Origin of the sequence: Pseudomonas paralactis, from assembly GCF_001439735.1 — a bacterium.
GTDB classification, from domain to species: domain Bacteria; phylum Pseudomonadota; class Gammaproteobacteria; order Pseudomonadales; family Pseudomonadaceae; genus Aquipseudomonas; species Aquipseudomonas paralactis.
Genome location: NZ_JYLN01000017.1, coordinates 15,131 through 31,461, shown reverse-complemented (window position 1 = coordinate 31,461; position 16,331 = coordinate 15,131). Strand labels below are relative to the sequence as shown.

At 61.9% G+C, this 16,331-nt stretch carries 20 protein-coding genes; 8 read left to right on the top strand and 12 right to left on the bottom strand.

Going from position 1 to position 16,331, the window contains the following annotated elements; all coding sequences use genetic code 11:
* Positions 1-103: 103 nt before the first annotated feature.
* From TX23_RS25840 to TX23_RS25830, 3 genes are read right to left on the bottom strand one after another with little or no spacing between them, the layout of a single operon-like run.
* Complete coding sequence (locus tag TX23_RS25840; RefSeq protein ID WP_057704610.1) at positions 104-1,018, bottom strand: 5-oxoprolinase subunit C family protein; 915 nt, start codon at positions 1,016-1,018, stop codon at positions 104-106.
* A complete protein-coding gene (locus TX23_RS25835; RefSeq protein ID WP_057704609.1) occupies positions 1,015-1,719 on the bottom strand; it encodes a 5-oxoprolinase subunit B family protein in 705 nt (234 codons plus the stop codon). The genes TX23_RS25840 and TX23_RS25835 overlap by 4 nt, the downstream gene beginning before the upstream one ends.
* The gene (locus TX23_RS25830; RefSeq protein ID WP_057704608.1) at positions 1,716-2,456 is read right to left on the bottom strand and encodes a 5-oxoprolinase subunit PxpA; all 741 of its coding nucleotides are present in this window, start codon (positions 2,454-2,456) and stop codon (positions 1,716-1,718) included. The genes TX23_RS25835 and TX23_RS25830 overlap by 4 nt, the downstream gene beginning before the upstream one ends.
* A gap of 175 nt (positions 2,457-2,631) precedes the next feature.
* Between TX23_RS25830 and TX23_RS25825 the strand changes: the two genes are divergently transcribed.
* A complete protein-coding gene (locus tag TX23_RS25825) occupies positions 2,632-3,552 on the top strand; it encodes a LysR family transcriptional regulator (protein ID WP_057704607.1) in 921 nt (306 codons plus the stop codon).
* A 126-nt stretch (positions 3,553-3,678) separates the two neighbouring features.
* Here TX23_RS25825 and TX23_RS25820 read toward each other — a convergent pair whose 3' ends face one another.
* Genes TX23_RS25820 through TX23_RS25810 form a run of 3 tightly spaced genes read right to left on the bottom strand, consistent with a single transcriptional unit; the run spans position 3,679 to position 5,567 of the window.
* On the bottom strand, positions 3,679-4,221 hold the full coding sequence (locus tag TX23_RS25820; protein WP_005786113.1) for a DUF2937 family protein: 543 nt from the start codon (positions 4,219-4,221) through the stop codon (positions 3,679-3,681).
* 10 nt (positions 4,222-4,231) lie between these two features.
* Positions 4,232-5,008 carry a class II glutamine amidotransferase gene (locus tag TX23_RS25815; protein ID WP_003189615.1) on the bottom strand — a complete coding sequence of 259 codons (777 nt, stop codon included), beginning with the start codon at positions 5,006-5,008 and terminating at the stop codon, positions 4,232-4,234.
* A gap of 31 nt (positions 5,009-5,039) precedes the next feature.
* Positions 5,040-5,567, bottom strand: coding sequence for a hypothetical protein (locus tag TX23_RS25810; protein WP_057704606.1), 528 nt, complete (start codon positions 5,565-5,567; stop codon positions 5,040-5,042).
* Positions 5,568-5,591: 24 nt separating this feature from the next.
* Between TX23_RS25810 and TX23_RS25805 the strand changes: the two genes are divergently transcribed.
* Both TX23_RS25805 and TX23_RS25800 read left to right on the top strand, forming a co-directional pair.
* Positions 5,592-7,685, top strand: coding sequence for a S9 family peptidase (locus tag TX23_RS25805; protein WP_057704605.1), 2,094 nt, complete (start codon positions 5,592-5,594; stop codon positions 7,683-7,685).
* Between the two features lie 18 nt (positions 7,686-7,703).
* A complete protein-coding gene (locus tag TX23_RS25800) occupies positions 7,704-8,177 on the top strand; it encodes a Crp/Fnr family transcriptional regulator (RefSeq protein ID WP_057704604.1) in 474 nt (157 codons plus the stop codon).
* Here TX23_RS25800 and TX23_RS25795 read toward each other — a convergent pair.
* The gene (locus TX23_RS25795; RefSeq protein ID WP_057704603.1) at positions 8,174-8,452 is read right to left on the bottom strand and encodes a hypothetical protein; all 279 of its coding nucleotides are present in this window, start codon (positions 8,450-8,452) and stop codon (positions 8,174-8,176) included. The two genes, TX23_RS25800 and TX23_RS25795, sit on opposite strands and share 4 nt — an antisense overlap.
* A gap of 78 nt (positions 8,453-8,530) precedes the next feature.
* Here TX23_RS25795 and TX23_RS25790 point away from each other — a divergent pair, with 78 nt between their 5' ends.
* The 4 genes from TX23_RS25790 to TX23_RS25775 all read left to right on the top strand — a co-directional run bounded on the left by TX23_RS25790 (position 8,531) and on the right by TX23_RS25775 (position 11,179).
* Positions 8,531-9,217: a spermidine synthase gene (locus TX23_RS25790; protein ID WP_057704602.1), complete on the top strand. Its 687-nt coding sequence runs from the start codon at positions 8,531-8,533 to the stop codon at positions 9,215-9,217.
* Positions 9,218-9,306: 89 nt separating this feature from the next.
* Complete coding sequence (locus TX23_RS25785) at positions 9,307-9,681, top strand: YajD family HNH nuclease (RefSeq protein ID WP_014717487.1); 375 nt, start codon at positions 9,307-9,309, stop codon at positions 9,679-9,681.
* A gap of 612 nt (positions 9,682-10,293) precedes the next feature.
* Complete coding sequence (locus TX23_RS25780; protein WP_003189607.1) at positions 10,294-10,761, top strand: RNA methyltransferase; 468 nt, start codon at positions 10,294-10,296, stop codon at positions 10,759-10,761.
* Positions 10,762-10,828: 67 nt separating this feature from the next.
* Positions 10,829-11,179: a YgaP family membrane protein gene (locus tag TX23_RS25775; protein ID WP_057704601.1), complete on the top strand. Its 351-nt coding sequence runs from the start codon at positions 10,829-10,831 to the stop codon at positions 11,177-11,179.
* 81 nt (positions 11,180-11,260) lie between these two features.
* Here the strand turns inward: TX23_RS25775 and TX23_RS25770 are convergent, their stop codons facing one another.
* Positions 11,261-12,481, bottom strand: a complete 1,221-nt coding sequence (locus TX23_RS25770; RefSeq protein ID WP_057704600.1) for a hypothetical protein — start codon at positions 12,479-12,481, stop codon at positions 11,261-11,263.
* Between the two features lie 14 nt (positions 12,482-12,495).
* Positions 12,496-12,945 carry a YcgN family cysteine cluster protein gene (locus tag TX23_RS25765; protein WP_003172524.1) on the bottom strand — a complete coding sequence of 150 codons (450 nt, stop codon included), beginning with the start codon at positions 12,943-12,945 and terminating at the stop codon, positions 12,496-12,498.
* Positions 12,946-13,099: 154 nt separating this feature from the next.
* Here TX23_RS25765 and TX23_RS25760 point away from each other — a divergent pair, with 154 nt between their 5' ends.
* Entirely contained in the window at positions 13,100-13,693 is a 594-nt protein-coding gene (locus tag TX23_RS25760; RefSeq protein WP_057704599.1) for a nitroreductase family protein, read from the top strand.
* Positions 13,694-13,830: 137 nt separating this feature from the next.
* Here the strand turns inward: TX23_RS25760 and TX23_RS25755 are convergent, their stop codons facing one another.
* From TX23_RS25755 to rnd, 3 genes are all read right to left on the bottom strand, one after another.
* Positions 13,831-14,763, bottom strand: coding sequence for a D-2-hydroxyacid dehydrogenase (locus TX23_RS25755; RefSeq protein ID WP_057704598.1), 933 nt, complete (start codon positions 14,761-14,763; stop codon positions 13,831-13,833).
* Positions 14,764-14,871: 108 nt separating this feature from the next.
* The gene (locus TX23_RS25750) at positions 14,872-15,165 is read right to left on the bottom strand and encodes a YcgL domain-containing protein (protein ID WP_014717482.1); all 294 of its coding nucleotides are present in this window, start codon (positions 15,163-15,165) and stop codon (positions 14,872-14,874) included.
* A complete protein-coding gene (gene rnd / locus TX23_RS25745) occupies positions 15,162-16,295 on the bottom strand; it encodes a ribonuclease D (RefSeq protein ID WP_032877242.1) in 1,134 nt (377 codons plus the stop codon). The genes TX23_RS25750 and rnd overlap by 4 nt, the downstream gene beginning before the upstream one ends.
* Positions 16,296-16,331: the final 36 nt, after the last annotated feature.

Here is a 16,331-nt window from a genome sequence, read left to right as displayed (position 1 = left end):
GTTTTGACCGGCCTCATCGCAGGCAAGCCAGCTCCCACAAGGGTTATGCATTCCAACTTTGAAATGCATAACCCTTGTGGGAGCTGGCTTGCCTGCGATGCTTTTAGCGATCGGCAAAACGCTGCAAAAACTTGATGTGCTGCCGATGCGCAGCCTCCTGCACCACCGGTGCCAACCGCACCTTCTCCCCCGGCAGACACTGCGCCAGCCGCGCCAGGGATAAAGGCGTCAGCGCGCCTAACCGGGGATAGCCACCAATGGTCTGGCGATCGTTGAGCAACACGATTGGCTGCCCATCCGGCGGCACCTGGATCGCGCCCAATGGGATCCCTTCGGAAATCAACGACGGCCCTTGATAGTGCAGCGGCGTGCCGAGCAAGCGCATACCCATGCGGTCGGCGCGGCTGTCCAGCGCCCATTCGGTGTTGAAGGCGTCGAACAAACTCTGCCCGCTGAACTGGCCTATTTGCGCGCCGATGATCACGTCCAGTGATGCAGCGGATTCCACATCCGGGTTGGCCAGCACCTTTATTGCACCGCCCGTACCGGAATACGCCAACCGCCCGCCTTCGGCCAATGCCTTGCCGAAACCGTCCGCTCCGCCCAGTTCCTCACGTACCACTGTGGCACAACTGCCCAGTACCGCCGGCGCATCGAAGCCACCGGGCGCCGCCAGATAAGCGCGGGCACCATTGAACGGCTGGGTAAAGCGCAGTCGCTGGCCCTTTTGCAGGATAAAACTGCGGCCGGGGCTTATGGCGCGCTCATCGATATAGGCGCCCAGGTCCGCACCCGCCAGGGCCAGCAGGCAATAATCCTCGGCCTGTACGGTAAAGCCCCCCAGGGTGATCTCCACCACCGGCGCATCCAGGGCATTGCCCAACAGCCAGTTGGCCCAGGACATTGACACCCAATCCAGTGCGCCGCCCTGGGTCACGCCCAGGTGGCGCACGCCAAAACGACCGGCGTCCTGCAACAGGCACAGCGGCGTGCTGGCCTCGATCATCAAGCGGCTCATGCCTGCGCCTCCAACGGCGTGTCATCGCCACCCAGGTTGATGAATTCGGCGTGGCTGACCGAGGCGAAGCGCACCGTGTCGCCGGGCTGCATCAGGCTGTAGCCGTCGCGCTCACGGTCGAACAGTTTGGCCGGGGTGCGGCCGATCAGGTTCCAACCGCCCGGGGACACCACCGGGTACGCAGCGGTTTGCCGTTCGGCGATGCCGACGCTGCCGGCGGCCACGCGTTTGCGCGGCGTGTTGAGGCGTGGGGTGGCGAGCACTTCATCCACCAACCCCATAAAGGCAAAACCGGGGGCGAAACCAAGGGCGAATACCTGGTATTCGTGGGCGCTGTGGCAGCGGATTACGTCCTCCACCGTCAGCCCGCTGCGCTGGGACAACAGGGTCAACTCCGGGCCGACGCTCAGGTCGTACCACACCGGCAACACATGGCTCTGGCCACTGCCCTGGGCGTGGGGTTGCAGGTCGGTCAGCGCAAGGTCAATCAGTTCCCGGGCCTGTGCCGGAGTCAGCCCCTTGAGGTCGTAATGCACCATCAAGGTGGTGTAGGACGGCACCAAATCCACCAGCGCCGTGCCGAACTCTGCGCGCAGACGCGCCGTGGCAGCGAGCATCCACGGCATGTTGGCCTCGGCAATCAGGTCAAACAGACGCACCATCAGGCAGTCGATGGCCACTACTTCAATGCGTGGCTTCATGCTGTCTGCAACGCTTCACGGATTCGCTGCACCGCGGCCACGGAGCTGGCGTTGTCGCCGTGTACGCACAAGGTATGGGCCTGCAAGACCAACGGGCTGCCGTCGCTGGCGACCAATGCCTCGCCACGGGAAATGGTCAGGGCCTGCTGCACGATGGTGTCGCTGTCGTGGTGCACCGCGCCGGGCAACTGGCGGGAAACCAGATGGCCCTTGCTGTCGTAGGCGCGATCGGCAAAGGCTTCAAACCACAGGGTCACACCGTATTCGTCGCCCACGGCTTGGGCGGCGCTGTTGTCCCGGGTGGCCAGCAGCATCAACGGCAGGTCGCCGTAAGCGGCCACGGCCTGGATCACCGCACGCAACTGCGCGGGGTTGGCCATCATGTCGTTGTACATCGCACCGTGGGGTTTCACGTAGCTGACGCGTCCGCCCTGGACTCGGCAGATGCCATCCAACGCGCCGATCTGGTAGTGCAACAGGTCCTGGATTTCCTGCGGCGTGTAGTTCATGGACCGGCGGCCAAAGCCCTGCAGGTCTTGATAGGCCGGATGAGCGCCCACTTGCACGCCATGCTTGAACGCCAGGCTGACGGTCTTGCGCATGATGCTCGGGTCGCCGGCATGGAAGCCGCAGGCCACGTTGGCGCAATCAATGAACGGCATGACTTCGGCGTCCAGACCCATGGTCCAGTTGCCAAAGCTTTCGCCGATGTCGCAGTTCAGTAGCAGGCGGCTCACGGTGGTCGCTCCTGTAGGTTTTGTTTTTTTCTAGTGTGGGATTTATTACACAGAACTCGCAACTTGTCCTGGCACCCCAACGACGCTTATCGTGGAACGGCTCGATTTTTGGCGTTTGCCCGGTGCGACGTCCAACTAATAAAAACCGATCCATGCATAAGAAAAAGTTGATCCCATGAATTTGAAGTTCCTCGAAACCTTCGTCTGGGTGGCCAAGCTCAAGAGCTTTCGCCTGACTGCCGAGAAGCTGTTCACCACTCAGGCCTCGATTTCCAGCCGCATTGCCGTGCTTGAAAGCGAGCTGGGCGTGAAGCTGTTCCTGCGTGACTCGCGAGGCGTGAGCCTGACCCCGGAAGGCTTGAAGGTGCTCGATTATGCCGAGCAAATGATGGTGACCATGCAGGGTTTGAAGCAGTCCCTGGAGACCACCAGCAGCAAGGTCGGGCGCATTCGGATCGGCGCGATGGACACGGTGATCCATACCTGGCTCAGCCCGCTGGTCGCTGAATTGATGAAGCTGTTCCCGCTGGTGGAAATCGAGCTGGTCGCCGATACCGCGCTGAACCTCAGCGATCAACTGCAAAAAGGCTTTCTCGACTTGATCCTGCAAACCGACCTGCTGCGCCTGGAAACCGTACGCAGCCTGGAGTTGGCCAGCCATCCCATGGCCTGGATCGTGGCGAGCCAGTCGATCTACAACCGCGACTACGCCTCCCTCGCCGAACTGGCCCAGGAGCGCATCATCACTTACTCAAAGAACTCCCACCCGCATCAGGACGTATTGAGTTTGATGCAGGCCAATGGCGTGGCCGCGCCGCGCATGAACTGCGTGAACTCGGTGTCGGCAATTACGCGATTGTTGCGTGACGGCTTCGGCATCGGTGCCCTGCCGCCGGTGCTGGTCAGCGAAGAACTGGAGCGAGGGGAATTGGTGATGCTGCCGATGGCACAGCGCCTGCCGAACTTGCAGGTGGTGGTGTCATGGCGCGTGGGGGTGGAGTTGGTGGAAGAGATTGTGGGGTTGTGCCAGAAAGTCGTCGCCCGCTATGCAGAGCAAGTCGGTGCAGAACGCATGCAACTGCATAAACCCGATTAAAACTGTGGGAGCTGGCTTGCCCTAAGGCTTCTGTAGGAGCGAGCTTGCTCGCGAAAAACCCACAGACGCCGCGTTTACTCAGGAAGCACGCGTTATCGTTGACGTTTTTCGCGAGCAAGCTCGCTCCTACAGGCCCTTGAGGTCCCGCTCTTCGATGGGCCGGCTCTGACGTAAACGCCGGCCACCCAGCACCACCCAATCAATCAAGCGGTACAGGCACTCGATGCCGAACGACAACAACATCGCCCCGCCCAGGCCCCAGCCCATGGCTTCGGGCGTCAGCAGAATCTGGTAGCTGTAGCCATTCCAGGTCTCCAGACGGATATCCGGGTCGGCGGCCACGGCCACTTGCAGGGCGCGGATATACCACGGGCCCTGCATGGCCTGAAATTGCTTGTCCAGCTCCAGCTGACGGTCGAGCATGGCGCCCAGGCTGCTGGCGTCGCTCTGGAACACCGGGTCATCGCTGGCGCGGTAATGCGCCACCAAGGCTTGCATATCACCGTTGAAAAACTGCTGCGCCGTGGACTCAAAGCCGCGCAGACCGGTCTGTGCCTCGATCAGGTGGGCTTCGACGCGCTTGGCGTAATCGTTGATAAACCCCGGCACTTGAACGCCGACCAACAAGCCAATGGCAAACAGCACCAACCGCAGATAGCTGAGCAACATGGTCGATTCCTTATTCGGTAACGCCCTGGCTGACGCATTCACCGCGTCGCCACAGGCTCCATTGGCCCGGTTCGTAGCGGGTCCAGTTTTCGTTGTCGGTCAAAGGCTCGGTGGCGATCACCGTTACCACATCATTGGGGGTGGTTTCGGCCTGAAAATCGACGATCACGTCGACATCTTTCAAGCGTGCCGGGCCAAAAGGCGCACGCCGGGTGATCTGTGCCAGCTTGGTCGAGCAATAGCAGAACAGCCAGTCGCCGTCGCTGAGCAGGCAGTTGAACACGCCTTTGCTGCGGTATTCGGCGCAGGCGGCGATCAGGTCGGGCAGCACCTGTTCGATGTCCACCGGCTCGGGGAAGGCTTCGCGCACGCGGTTGAGCAGGTCACAGAAGGCCGCTTCGCTGTCGGTATCGCCCACCGGCCGGTAAAACGTGGCGCGCGGGTTGAAATCGGCCAACTGGCCGTTGTGGGCAAAACACCAGTTACGCCCCCACAGCTCGCGCACGAACGGGTGGGTATTGGCCAGGCTGACCTTGCCCACATTGGCCTGGCGGATATGGCCGATCACCACTTCGCTCTTGATCGGATAACGCTGCACCAGCAGCGCCACTTCAGACTCACTGCTCGCAGCCGGGTCCTGGAACAGGCGCAGGCCACGGCCTTCATAGAAGGCAATGCCCCAACCGTCGCGGTGCGGGCCAGTGCGCCCACCGCGCTGCATCAGCCCGGTAAAGCTGAACACGATATCGGTGGGGACGTTGGCACTCATGCCCAATAATTCACACATGCCAGGGCTCTCGCTGCAGGGCGGTCAACGTTTAAAGGCGCGGCTCGACCCGCATACCACCGGCAGGCGCCGGGCGACGGAACGGTTCGTCGTCTTCCGGCTCGGCGGCCAAGGCGGCATCGGCAGCCGCCTTGCGCTCACGGCGAGCGTTGGCGGCGCGTTCGATGGGCCAGCGGATCAGCACAAACACGATGTACAAGGCAAACACAATCATCGAGTACATAAACAGATCGGAGATCGCCCGCCAGGCGTTGTTGCCGACCTTGAGCACCAGGTCCAGGGCGGTAATGGCCACGGCCGGCGCAAACTGGGTCTTGACCGGGTCGACGATGGTCGGGCTCAGCAACAGCACCGCCATCAGCAGTTGCAGCGGCTCGCGCAACCAGCGCCAGACCCAGCGGGTCATGCGCCACCACACTAACAGGCAGCCCAAAGCGGCGAAGGCGTAGAGGCCCCAAGCGGTCAGATAGTCGTTCTCGGTCATGGTGTCCATGGCAAGGCTGGCAAAGAGGCGGCTATGATAACGGCTTTTGCGTGTCGCGGCTGCAATGCCGGCCACCGTCCGCCAGATAGGGAATTATCCATGCCTATTTCCACCGCTCCGATTGCCCGCAAGGCCCCAGGCGCAGACCCCTACGCCTGGCTGCAAGAGCGCGACACCCCTGAAGTGCTCGATTACCTCAAGGCCGAAAACGCCTGGCAGGAAGCCCAGCTCGCCGACCAGCAGGCGCTGCGCGAGACGCTGTTTGAAGAGATCAAGGGCCGCATCCTCGAAACCGATCTGTCGCTGCCCTCACCCTGGGGCCCGTACCTGTACTACACCCGCACCACCGCCGGTGACGAATACGCGCGCCACTACCGCTGCCGCCGCCCGGCCGATGACAGCAATCAGGTGGACGAGAGCAGCGAAGAACTGCTGCTGGACCCGAACGTCTTGGCCAATGGCGGCTTTTTCTCCCTCGGCGCGTTCAGCATCAGCCCCGACCACCAGCGCCTGGCCTACAGCCTCGACACCAGCGGTGAAGAGATCTACACCCTGTACGTGAAGGAGTTGGCGACCGACAAGGTCAGCGAACTGGCGTTCGACAACTGCGACGGCAGCATGACCTGGGCCAATGACAGCCTGACGCTGTTCTTCGGCGAACTGGACGAGACCCATCGTCCGCACAAGCTGTATCGCTACCGTCTGGACGGTACGGCGGCGCAGGAAGTGTTCCATGAGCCTGACGGCCGTTTCTTCCTGCACTGCTACCGCTCCAGCTCCGAGCGCCAACTGCTGCTGGCCCTGGGCAGCAAGACCACCAGCGAAGTCTGGGCGCTGGACGCCGATCAGCCACACCTGGCCTTCACCTGCCTGGCGCCGCGGGTCGATGACCACGAATACGATGTCGACCACGGCAAGCGCAATGGCGAGTGGACCTGGTTTATTCGCAGTAACCGCGACGGCATCAACTACGCGCTGTTCGTCGCCGCCGATACCGGCACGCCGCCTACCGAAGCCGATTGGCAGAACCTGATCCCCCATAGCGACGAGGTCATGCTCGACGGCGTGAGCCTGAACGCCAACGCCATGACCTTGAGCCTGCGCATTGGCGGCCTGCCGATCATCGAGGTGCATCCCGAGGGTGTACCGGCTTATCGCGTGGAATTACCCGACGCCGCCTACAGCCTCTATGTACAGAACAGCCTGGAATTTCCAAGCGACAAGATTCGCCTGCGCTATGAGGCACTGAACCGCCCGGCCCAGGTGCGTCAGCTGGAGCTGGAGAGCGGCGCGCAGGTGGTGCTCAAGGAAACCCCGGTACTCGGCACATTCAATGCCGACGACTACGTCAGCCAGCGCCTGTGGGCCACCTCCGCCGACGGTACCCAGGTGCCCATCAGCCTGGTGGTCAAGCGTGACCAGCTGGGTAAACCCACGCCGCTGTACCTGTACGGCTACGGCGCCTACGGCTCAAGCCTGGATCCGTGGTTCTCCCACGCACGCCTGAGCTTGCTGGACCGTGGGGTTGCGTTTGCCATCGCCCATGTGCGCGGCGGCGGTGAGCTGGGGGAAGCCTGGTATCGCAATGGCAAGCAGGAACACAAACAGAATACCTTCAGCGACTTTATCGCCTGCGCCGAACACCTGATCGCCGAGGGCCTGACCACTTCCAGGCAACTGGCGATCAGCGGTGGCAGTGCCGGCGGTCTGTTGATTGGCGCGGTGCTCAACCAGCGCCCGGACCTGTTCCAGGCTGCGATTGCCGAGGTGCCGTTCGTCGATGTGCTCAACACCATGCTCGACCCGGAACTGCCGCTGACCATCACCGAGTACGATGAATGGGGCAACCCCGAGGAACCCGAAGTGTATGCGCGCATCAAGGCCTACGCGCCGTACGAAAACGTCAGCGCCCAGGCGTATCCGGCCATGCTGGTGATTGCCGGCTACAACGACAGCCGCGTGCAGTACTGGGAAGCCGCCAAGTGGGTGGCCAAGCTGCGCGACACCGCAACGTCAGACAACCTGTTGCTGCTCAAAACCGAGCTGGGCGCCGGCCATGGCGGCATGAGCGGGCGCTACCAGGGATTGCGTGACGTAGCGCTCGAATATGCCTTTGTGTTCAAGGCGCTCGGGCTGATCCAGGAACTTAATGGAGCGGTCCTGTCTGAACTCGGAACCGCCCTACATGATTGACGGACCAATATTTTAGCCATGCCACAACCGACCTTACTCAACGACGAAATCCGCGACATGCTGATGGACTGCGGCCTGTTTGACCCGCTGTTGCCGGAAGATTTTCATATCGCTGCGGGCTATTTCAATATCAGCAGCATTGCCCAGGGCGAGGTGATTTTTCTTGAGGGCGATGCCGGCACGTTTATGTGCATCCTCCACAGCGGCCAGGTGGCCGTGCAGAAAACCAACCACACCGGCCAGCGCCTGACCATCGCCACCCTGCGCAGTGGCCGAGCGTTTGGCGAAATGGCGGTGCTCGATGGCGAGCGGCGCTCGGCCAGTTGTGTCGCGGCCAGTGATTGCGTGCTGCTGAACCTGGGCAAGGATGCCCTGGAAAAAATGCTCAACGAAGCTCCCCGGGTTGCGGCCAAGATCATCCGCGCCATTGCTGTTGCCCTGTCCAGGCGCTTGCGCATGGCCGATGGGCAACTGTTGGCTCAGCAGTTTTAACCGCCGGGCGTCTTCGGCTTGCTGTCGTTCTGCTGCAGGCCGGGGACGGTCTGGTCTTTGGGCGGCGCGGGCAACACGATAGGCACCAAAGGGGGCGTACCGTTGGTCTTGGGCGTGGCGGGCGGGCTGACTTGCGGGTACAACGTGGGAGTCGGCGTGCCCGGCGCACCAGGGGTTGGTGTGGGCGCGACCGGTACGGTTTGCAACTCCTGAGCCTGCGCCGCAGCGGATATGAGCGCGCTCAATACAATGACCGTTAGAATGCTGCACTTCATCGATGGCTCCATGGCCTGACCGGAATGCCGTAAGGCTACTCCCAACTGCGCAAGAATGCCCTTCCCAATGAGATTTCCATGAAACGTTTCGTTCTGCTGGACACTACTCCGATCCCCGACAACGGCGGCGCCCTGTGCCTGTTCGAATACGGCGAGGACTTCGTCATCAAGATTCAGGGTGGTGACGGCGGCCAGTTGATGAACACGCGTATGCACGGCTCCGAAGACGCCCTGGCGGAGATTCCGTGCCGCAAGGTGGCCGGTCGCCCGAATTCCCGGGTGCTGATCGGCGGTTTGGGCATGGGCTTCACCCTGGCCGCGGCGCTCAAGCATTTGGGCAAGAGTGCCGAAGTAGTGGTGGCCGAACTGGTGCCGGGCGTCGTGGAATGGAACCGTGGGCCGCTGGGAGAAAAGTCCGGGCGCCCGTTGCTGGACCCGCGCACGGTGGTCCGCCTGGAAGATGTAGCCAAAGTGCTACAGGCCGAGCCCCAGGGCTTCGACGCCATCATGCTCGACGTCGACAACGGTCCCGAGGGGCTTACGCAAAAGGCCAACAGTTGGCTGTATTCCGCCGGTGGCCTGGCCGCCTGCGCCAAGGCCCTGCGGCCCAAGGGCGTGCTGGCCGTGTGGTCGGCCAGCGCCGACAAGCTGTTCAGTGACAAACTGCGCAAGGCCGGCTTCAAAGCCGAGGAAGTGCAGGTATTTGCCCATGGCAACAAGGGCACGCGGCATACCATCTGGATTGCAGAGAAGCTCAAGGGCTGATCGCGGTTGATTCAATAGCGCCAATCCCCTGTGGGAGCAGCTAGAATCAACCTTGTCCGTGAACCACCCAATAATAGCCAGGAGCCATGATGAGCTCGAACAACCCGCCCTCCCACACCGCCAAGCTGGACCGCATCCTCGCCGATGCCCAGCGCGATCGCGAAATGGGCTACCGCGACAAAGCCTTGAAGATGTACCCCCACGTGTGCGGCCGCTGCGCCCGTGAATTCGCCGGCAAGCGCTTGAGTGAACTGACCGTACACCACCGCAACCATAATCATGATGACAATCCTCAGGACGGCTCCAACTGGGAATTGCTGTGCCTGTATTGCCACGATAACGAACACTCGCGCTACACCGACCAGCAATATTTCGGCGAAGGTTCCACCAGCAGCCCGAGCATCGCCAAGGCGACGCACAACCCGTTTGCGGCGTTGGCGGGGTTGATGAAGAAGGACGACTGAAGATCGTCCTTGTCTGTACTGGCCTCATCGCAGCATAAGTATCTACACAACTTTGGTGCGAAGCCGGACCTGTGGGAGGGGGCTTGCCCCCGATGGCGGCCTCAGGACAGGCCAGGATGTTGGATCAGACCGAGTACATATCCGTTATTTGGGTAACGGCTGCTATGGGTTCCGCTCTTACAGCGGGTCACTTTCGAAAAGCGCGAAAGTAACCAAAGCGCTCTTGCCCCACCACTCGGCACCTCGCTTAGGCTCGGTGTGCCCGTAATTCGCCATGAATTTGGGGGGCCGCCGCCACGCGCCATCCATGGCGCGGGGCGGCTAAACCGGCATCCCTGCCGGTTTACCCCCCAAATCCATGGCGAATTCCGGCCAGCGTGGTTTGACGGGGCGCCTAAGATCAAGAGCAAGAGCGGCTCGCTTCGCATCGTGGTTAGCGTCGGCAGTGGCTACAAAAGTTGTGTAGATACCCGTGCTCATCGCAGGCAAGCCAGCTCCCACATTTGGAATGCATTCCCCTGTGGGAGCCGGGCTTGCCCGCGATGACGATCGCCCAAGCACTGCATACCCCCAGGCCGTATAATCGCCTTTTTTCTTAAGGCACCTTTCCCCGTGGGCAATAAACGCTACAGCTGCATCGGTCTGTATAACCCCAAATCCCCCGAAAACGTCGGCTCGGTGATGCGTGCCGCCGGCTGCTACGGCGTGGCCTCGGTGTTCTACACCGGCGTGCGCTACGAGCGTGCCCGGGACTTCATCACCGACACCAAGAAGGTCCACCACGACATTCCGCTGATCGGCATCGACGACCTGAAAAAGATCCTGCCCCTGGGCTGCATCCCGGTCGCCGTGGAACTGGTGGAAGGCGCCCGCCCGCTGCCTGAATACACCCACCCCGACCGCGCGCTGTATATCTTCGGCCCCGAGGACGGTTCCCTGGACAAGGAGATCCGCGACTGGTGCGAAGACGTGGTGTACATCCCCACCACTGGCTGCATGAACCTGGCGGCCACCGTCAATGTGGTGCTTTACGACCGCCTGGCCAAGGGTAACAACACCCGTTCGGGCCCCAAGTACTGATTTGGCGGGAACATCCAGCCCCTGCGCGCAGTCAGCTAGTAACACTAGCCCTTGTTGGAGACAGATCATGAGCGACAGCAAAATTTTGCAACCTATCATCGAAGCCGCACCGTTGAAGCCTCAGCCCACCCAGAACGTGCATGGCTGGGAACGTATCGGCTCGGTGGCGGGCGGCGTGATGATGGTCGGCAAAGGCCTGCGCCGCGGCGGGATTTTCGGGCTGATCCAAGTAGCGATTGGCGGCGTGGCACTGGCCCGTGGCTTTACCGGGCACAGCTCGCTCAAGGACAAGCTGGAGCAGGGCCGCCAGGAAATGAACAGCGTGCGCACAAAGATCGAGCGAGCCGGGGAAGAGCTGAAAAACTTGAAAACCAAGGCGGAAATGGCGGCTGAAAAGGCGGTGAAACCCAAAGCCTGATCCAAGTCTTGGACATGCTGGAAATTCAAATGTGGGAGGGTCTTGCCCCCTCCCACATTTTGAATTGCACAGGGCTTGGGATCAGCGCAGCAGTTTGCTGTCCAGTACCACCGACGACTCGCCGATTACGCTTTCGGCCAACTGCACGAATTCTTTGGTGTTGATGCTGTTCACCCGCATCACCGCCTGCGCCAGATCATCCAGGGATCGCTTGTTGTGGGTTTTCACGCGGATCTCGCGGTCCAGGTCCTGCAGCACCAGCACTGCCCGCGCTACACCGGCGCTGCCGATTTGCTCGCCCCTCAGGCTGGTAACCGCCTTGCTCTCTTTGGCCAGCCGCGCCTGAATCGCAGCATAACGCTCATCGGTGAGGCCCCCGGCGCGTCGTACCAGCTCAATCGCGTAATACTCCCCCAGGCCCTCGCTGATCCAGTCACTGCCGTCGTGGTCGTTGAAGCGCCCGATGGCCTGCACCACTTCACGCAGCAACGGGCTGCTGCCATTTTCGCCAACCAGCGGCGTGCGGCTGTTGAGGTAGATCGAATCGCGTAATGAATAAGCGCCCCGCCGCATCGGATCATTGGCACCGACGATCAACAGTTTGCCGGGATGGCGCGGGAACGCGGCGTCCACCTGCGGCCAGACGAACGTCAGCAGCGTCAGCACGTCCATGCGGCGCATGCCCTGCCCCTTTGGCGAGGCCACGGTAACGTCGGTTTCACCCAGGCGCAGGCGGCGGCTGCCGAGGTCGCCGGCGAGCATCCAACCGGTGGGCCGGTCGAACAGACGGGATACGTTGTCGATACGGAATTTGTTTTTGCCAATGCGCGGCCAGGCGGTTTCGACGCTCTTCCAGCCCGCCGGCAGTTCGAACATCAGGCGCGAGACCAACTCAATGCCATCCTGCTGGTCCAGGCGCGCAGCCGGCACCAGGTCTTCGCCGCGCAGTAAGGCCCAGTTGGGCGTGACCCGCGTTTCATAGGTGCCCGGCTTGCGCGCGTGGGTCAGACGCACGCGGTAGGTCAGGCTGGCCTTGTCGGCGCTGGGTTGCCACACACCACGGCTGCCCGTGACTTGCCACTGGCCGTCGGCCTTGAAGTCGCTGTAATCGCCGCTGCGGCCCAGGTCAAAATCCAGGCTGCGCACCGCCGAGCCTTGAGCCAGGCTGACGCGCACCTCAGCCTGCTCGCTTTGAGGCAGCAGCTTGACGTGATAATCCAGGTCAACCTTCTTCGCGCACCAGCCCGGCCCGCTCAGGGCCAGCATTCCCAGGGCCGCTGCCAACTTGGCTGCCACCTTCATACGCACTCCTTTGTTCAGCCGGCACGGAAGATCAGGTAATCCTCCCAGTCGTCCTCGGGCACGCTGCCTTCACTGAGCATGCGTCCGGACTGGGAAATGCGTTCATGGTGCACCGCGTCACGGTCGCCGCAGACCAGGTGGTGCCAAAGCGGCAAATCCTTGCGCTCGCTGACCAGACGGTAACCGCAGGTCGGCGGCAGCCATTTGAATTGGTCGGCCTGGCCAGGGGTGAGCTGGATACAGTCGGGCACCGAGGCCCGGCGATTGGGGTAATCGGTGCACTGACAGGTTTTCAAGTCGAGCAGTTTGCAGGCGATACGCGTGTAATAGACGCTGTTGTCGTCTTCATCCTCAAGCTTTTGCAGGCAGCACAGGCCGCAGCCGTCGCACAACGACTCCCACTCCTCCTGGTCGAGGTGCTCAAGGGTTTTGCGTATCCAGAAAGGTTCGACTTTGGCGGCCATGGCTCTACATCAGTATCGGAAGGTGAAAAGGCCGCCAGTCTAGTGCCCAAGCCCGTTACGGCCAAGCGCTTACGACTGACGGTGTTGCAAGGCTTGTCAGGCCTGGGTCGGCGCAGTAGCTTTGAAACCCCGCTTTTTTCATCAGGATCTGTCCATGAGCGATAACCCACGCGTTGCCGATTACCCGATCCATACCCAATTCACCGAACGCTGGTCGCCCCGCGCCTTTACCGGCGAAAGCATCGCGCAAGAGACGTTGCTGAGTTTCTTCGAAGCCGCACGCTGGGCACCCTCGGCGTACAACTCGCAGCCGTGGCGGTTTCTCTATGCGCGCCGGGACACACCGGACTGGGAGCGCTTCCTGGGCCTGCTGAATGAATTCAACCGCAATTGGGCGCAGCACGCGTCGGCCCTGGTCATCATCGCGTCGAAAACCGACTTCATCGCCCCCGGTGCTACAGAAGAAACCCCGGCGCTGTGGCATACCTTCGACACCGGTTCGGCCTGGGGCCACCTGGCGCTGCAAGCCAGCCTCAGCGGCTGGCACACCCACGGCATGGCGGGTTTCGATCAGGAACTGACCCGCAAAGAGCTGAAGATTCCTCAAGGTTATGCGCTACATGCCGCCGTGGCCGTGGGCAAGCTGGGTGACAAGGCGAGTTTGCCGGAATACCTGCAAGGCCGTGAAGCGCCGAGCCCGCGCAAGCCGTTGACTGAGCTGGTGTGCGAGGGGGACTTCAGCCTCTAAGCATCGCACTCTGACCCTCTGTAGGAGCGAGCTTGCTCGCGAAAAACTCACAGGCGCCGCGCTTATTCAGAAAGTGCGCGTCATCGTTGACGTTCTTCGCGAGCAAGCTCGCTCCTACAGGAGGGCATGGGGCAAGCTCAGTACCCGCGCTCGAAGTCCACTTCCCCGCGCAGCGCTTGCTTGGTCTGATACGCCCGCAGGTTCTGCACAAACAACTCCACCATCATCGACGGCGAGGTCGGTGCCGAGCTGTGCCCGGTCAACAGCAAACCCCAGGCGGTCCAGAACGGGTGGCGCTGCGGCAGCGGCTCCTGACGGCACACGTCGATCACCGCGCCAGCCAGGTGCCCTTCTTTCAGGGCTTCGACCAGATCGGCATCTACTACCGCCACGCCGCGCCCGACGTTGATAAACAACGCCGTCGGCTTGAATTGCTTGAACAACGCCGCGTTGTACACGTCATGGGTGTTGGGCGTATTGGGCAGCAGGTTGATCACATAATCGACCTCCCCCACCAAACGGCCCAACTGGTCGAGCTCGGCCACTTCGATAAACGGCGCCTGTTCCCGCGCCGTACTGGCGATGCCGTACAACTTGACGCCAAAGGGCACCAAAAAATCAGCCACGCTTTTGCCAATGTCGCCGGTGCCGACAATCAGCGCCTTGCGCCCCGCCAGGCTCTGGCCCATGCGGTTGTCCCACTTGCGCTCGACCTGGCTGACCAGGCGCGCCAGTACTTCGCGCTCATGGCCCAGCATATAGGTGAGCACAAACTCGGCCATGACCTGGCCAAAGATGCCCACCGCCCGGGTCAGGCGATAGTCGCGGGGCAAGCCCTCGGCCAGCAGCGGCGTGATGCCCGCCCAGGTCGATTGCAGCCACTGCGGATGATGGCCCTGGCGCAGCAGGGTCGCCAGCAGATCGGGCTGGCCCAGCCACACCGGGCAATCGGCGGCCAGACGCGAGAGTTCGGCCGAGTCACCGCTGGTCAGCACCTCAAGGTCGGGGGCAGCTTCCTTGAGCAGTTGGGCGTAGAGCGGGTGATCCTGTTCAGCAATCAGAACACGCATGGTTCAAACCTTTCAAAAACAATGCAGACGGCCGCCCGCATCCTTACGGCCACCGTCGTCTAATACGATTCCATTTAAAACCTGTGCCCTGACGCGGGCACTGATCGATCACATCGGGTCGTTGCGGCGCAGCAACTCTTCAGGCAAGTGCTCGATGTACTCGTCTTCGGCCGGCGGCATTTGCAGGTGGTAGCCCTGCTTGTCGAGGTTTTCCAGGACCACGGTGATGTCTTCGCGCGACAGCTTGCGCTCCGGCGTCAGCACCATGTCAAACGCGTGATGCGCCTTGCCGAAGGCTTCCATCAACGGCTCGGGCACACGCTCCAGGGCATCGCTTTTGAGCACGTAGAGGTACATGCCGTCTTTTTTCTTGCTGCGGTAGATGGAGCAAATACGTTTCAAGGCTGTTCTCCGGCATTGGCCAGGCTGTCGAGCAGCGCCTGGCCCATCAGCTCGCGGCGCCAGCCACGCAGCGAGTCTGGCAATTGGTAAGGCCCATCGGGGTAGCCACTTTTGACCAGGGCTTCGAGGGTTTTCTTGCGCAGCATCAGTTCCGGCGCCATCTCCAGGCGCTCGGCGAACGTCTGGCCCAGAGCGCGCAGTTGCTTGATCAGCGCGGCGGCGTCCACCGGCAACGGTTCGGCAACGGCGGGAGGCCACTGGTCCATCGGCACGCTACCGGCACGCTTGATCAGGTCCAGCAGGAACTGGCCGTCCTGACGCACGGTACGCGGGTGCATGTCTTCGATCTTGCCCAGCGCCGCCAGGTTATCCGGTTGGGATTTGGCCAACGGCCAGAGCGAATGCTCGCGGATGATGCGGTTGCGCGGCAGGTCGCGAGCGCGGGCCTGTTGCTCGCGCCAGGCGCACAATTCACGCAGCACGGCGAGTTGGGCACGGGACAGTTTCCACGCCAGCTTGGCGTCGCGGTACACCTCGAAAGGGTCGATTTCGCGGCGCAGGTTGGCCACCAGTTCGGCGCCGTCTTCCAGGACCCAGGCGTATTTGTCATCCGATAGCTGCGGGCGCAGGCGAATATAGACCTCGGCCAGGTGCACCGCGTCTTCGGCGGCGTAGCTGACCTGCGTCTCGGACAATGGCCGCTGCAGCCAGTCCGAGCGGGTTTCGCCCTTGGGCAGCTCGATATCCAGCACGGCTTGCACCAGGCGCGAATAACCCATGGAAAAACCAAGGTTGAGGTAAGCCGCAGCCAACTGGGTGTCGAACAAAGGCGCGGGCAGGCTGCCGGTCAGGCGCAGCAGCACTTCCAGGTCTTCGCTGCAGGCGTGCACCACCTTGATCACCGCCGGGTTCTCCAGCAAGGCGGCCAAGGGCTGCCAGTTGTCGATGGTCAGGGGATCGATCAGGTAAGCGCGTACGCCATCACCGATCTGGATCAGCCCGGCAATGGGATAAAAGGTGTCGACCCGCATGAATTCGGTGTCGAGGGCGACGAATGGCAACTGCTGCCATTGGGCGCAATGCTGGCCGAGGCTATCGTTGTCGCAGATCCAGTGAATATCGATGGCCACACGGCTCTCCCTTGAAGAATGGCGCGCAGTATATAT

Bases quoted from the DNA above. Each gene is read 5' to 3' on its own strand.
- TX23_RS25770 (WP_057704600.1), bottom strand. From the start codon at position 12,481: ATGAAGGTGGCAGCCAAGTTGGCAGCGGCCCTGGGAATGCTGGCCCTG.
- TX23_RS25820 (WP_005786113.1), bottom strand. From the start codon at position 4,221: ATGTTGCTCAGCTATCTGCGGTTGGTGCTGTTTGCCATTGGCTTGTTG.
- TX23_RS25785 (WP_014717487.1), top strand. From the start codon at position 9,307: ATGAGCTCGAACAACCCGCCCTCCCACACCGCCAAGCTGGACCGCATC.
- TX23_RS25805 (WP_057704605.1), top strand. From the start codon at position 5,592: ATGCCTATTTCCACCGCTCCGATTGCCCGCAAGGCCCCAGGCGCAGAC.
- TX23_RS25840 (WP_057704610.1), bottom strand. From the start codon at position 1,018: ATGAGCCGCTTGATGATCGAGGCCAGCACGCCGCTGTGCCTGTTGCAG.
- TX23_RS25800 (WP_057704604.1), top strand. From the start codon at position 7,704: ATGCCACAACCGACCTTACTCAACGACGAAATCCGCGACATGCTGATG.
- TX23_RS25790 (WP_057704602.1), top strand. From the start codon at position 8,531: ATGAAACGTTTCGTTCTGCTGGACACTACTCCGATCCCCGACAACGGC.
- TX23_RS25755 (WP_057704598.1), bottom strand. From the start codon at position 14,763: ATGCGTGTTCTGATTGCTGAACAGGATCACCCGCTCTACGCCCAACTG.
- TX23_RS25795 (WP_057704603.1), bottom strand. From the start codon at position 8,452: ATGAAGTGCAGCATTCTAACGGTCATTGTATTGAGCGCGCTCATATCC.
- TX23_RS25815 (WP_003189615.1), bottom strand. From the start codon at position 5,008: ATGTGTGAATTATTGGGCATGAGTGCCAACGTCCCCACCGATATCGTG.
- TX23_RS25825 (WP_057704607.1), top strand. From the start codon at position 2,632: ATGAATTTGAAGTTCCTCGAAACCTTCGTCTGGGTGGCCAAGCTCAAG.
- TX23_RS25775 (WP_057704601.1), top strand. From the start codon at position 10,829: ATGAGCGACAGCAAAATTTTGCAACCTATCATCGAAGCCGCACCGTTG.
- TX23_RS25760 (WP_057704599.1), top strand. From the start codon at position 13,100: ATGAGCGATAACCCACGCGTTGCCGATTACCCGATCCATACCCAATTC.
- TX23_RS25765 (WP_003172524.1), bottom strand. From the start codon at position 12,945: ATGGCCGCCAAAGTCGAACCTTTCTGGATACGCAAAACCCTTGAGCAC.
- TX23_RS25835 (WP_057704609.1), bottom strand. From the start codon at position 1,719: ATGAAGCCACGCATTGAAGTAGTGGCCATCGACTGCCTGATGGTGCGT.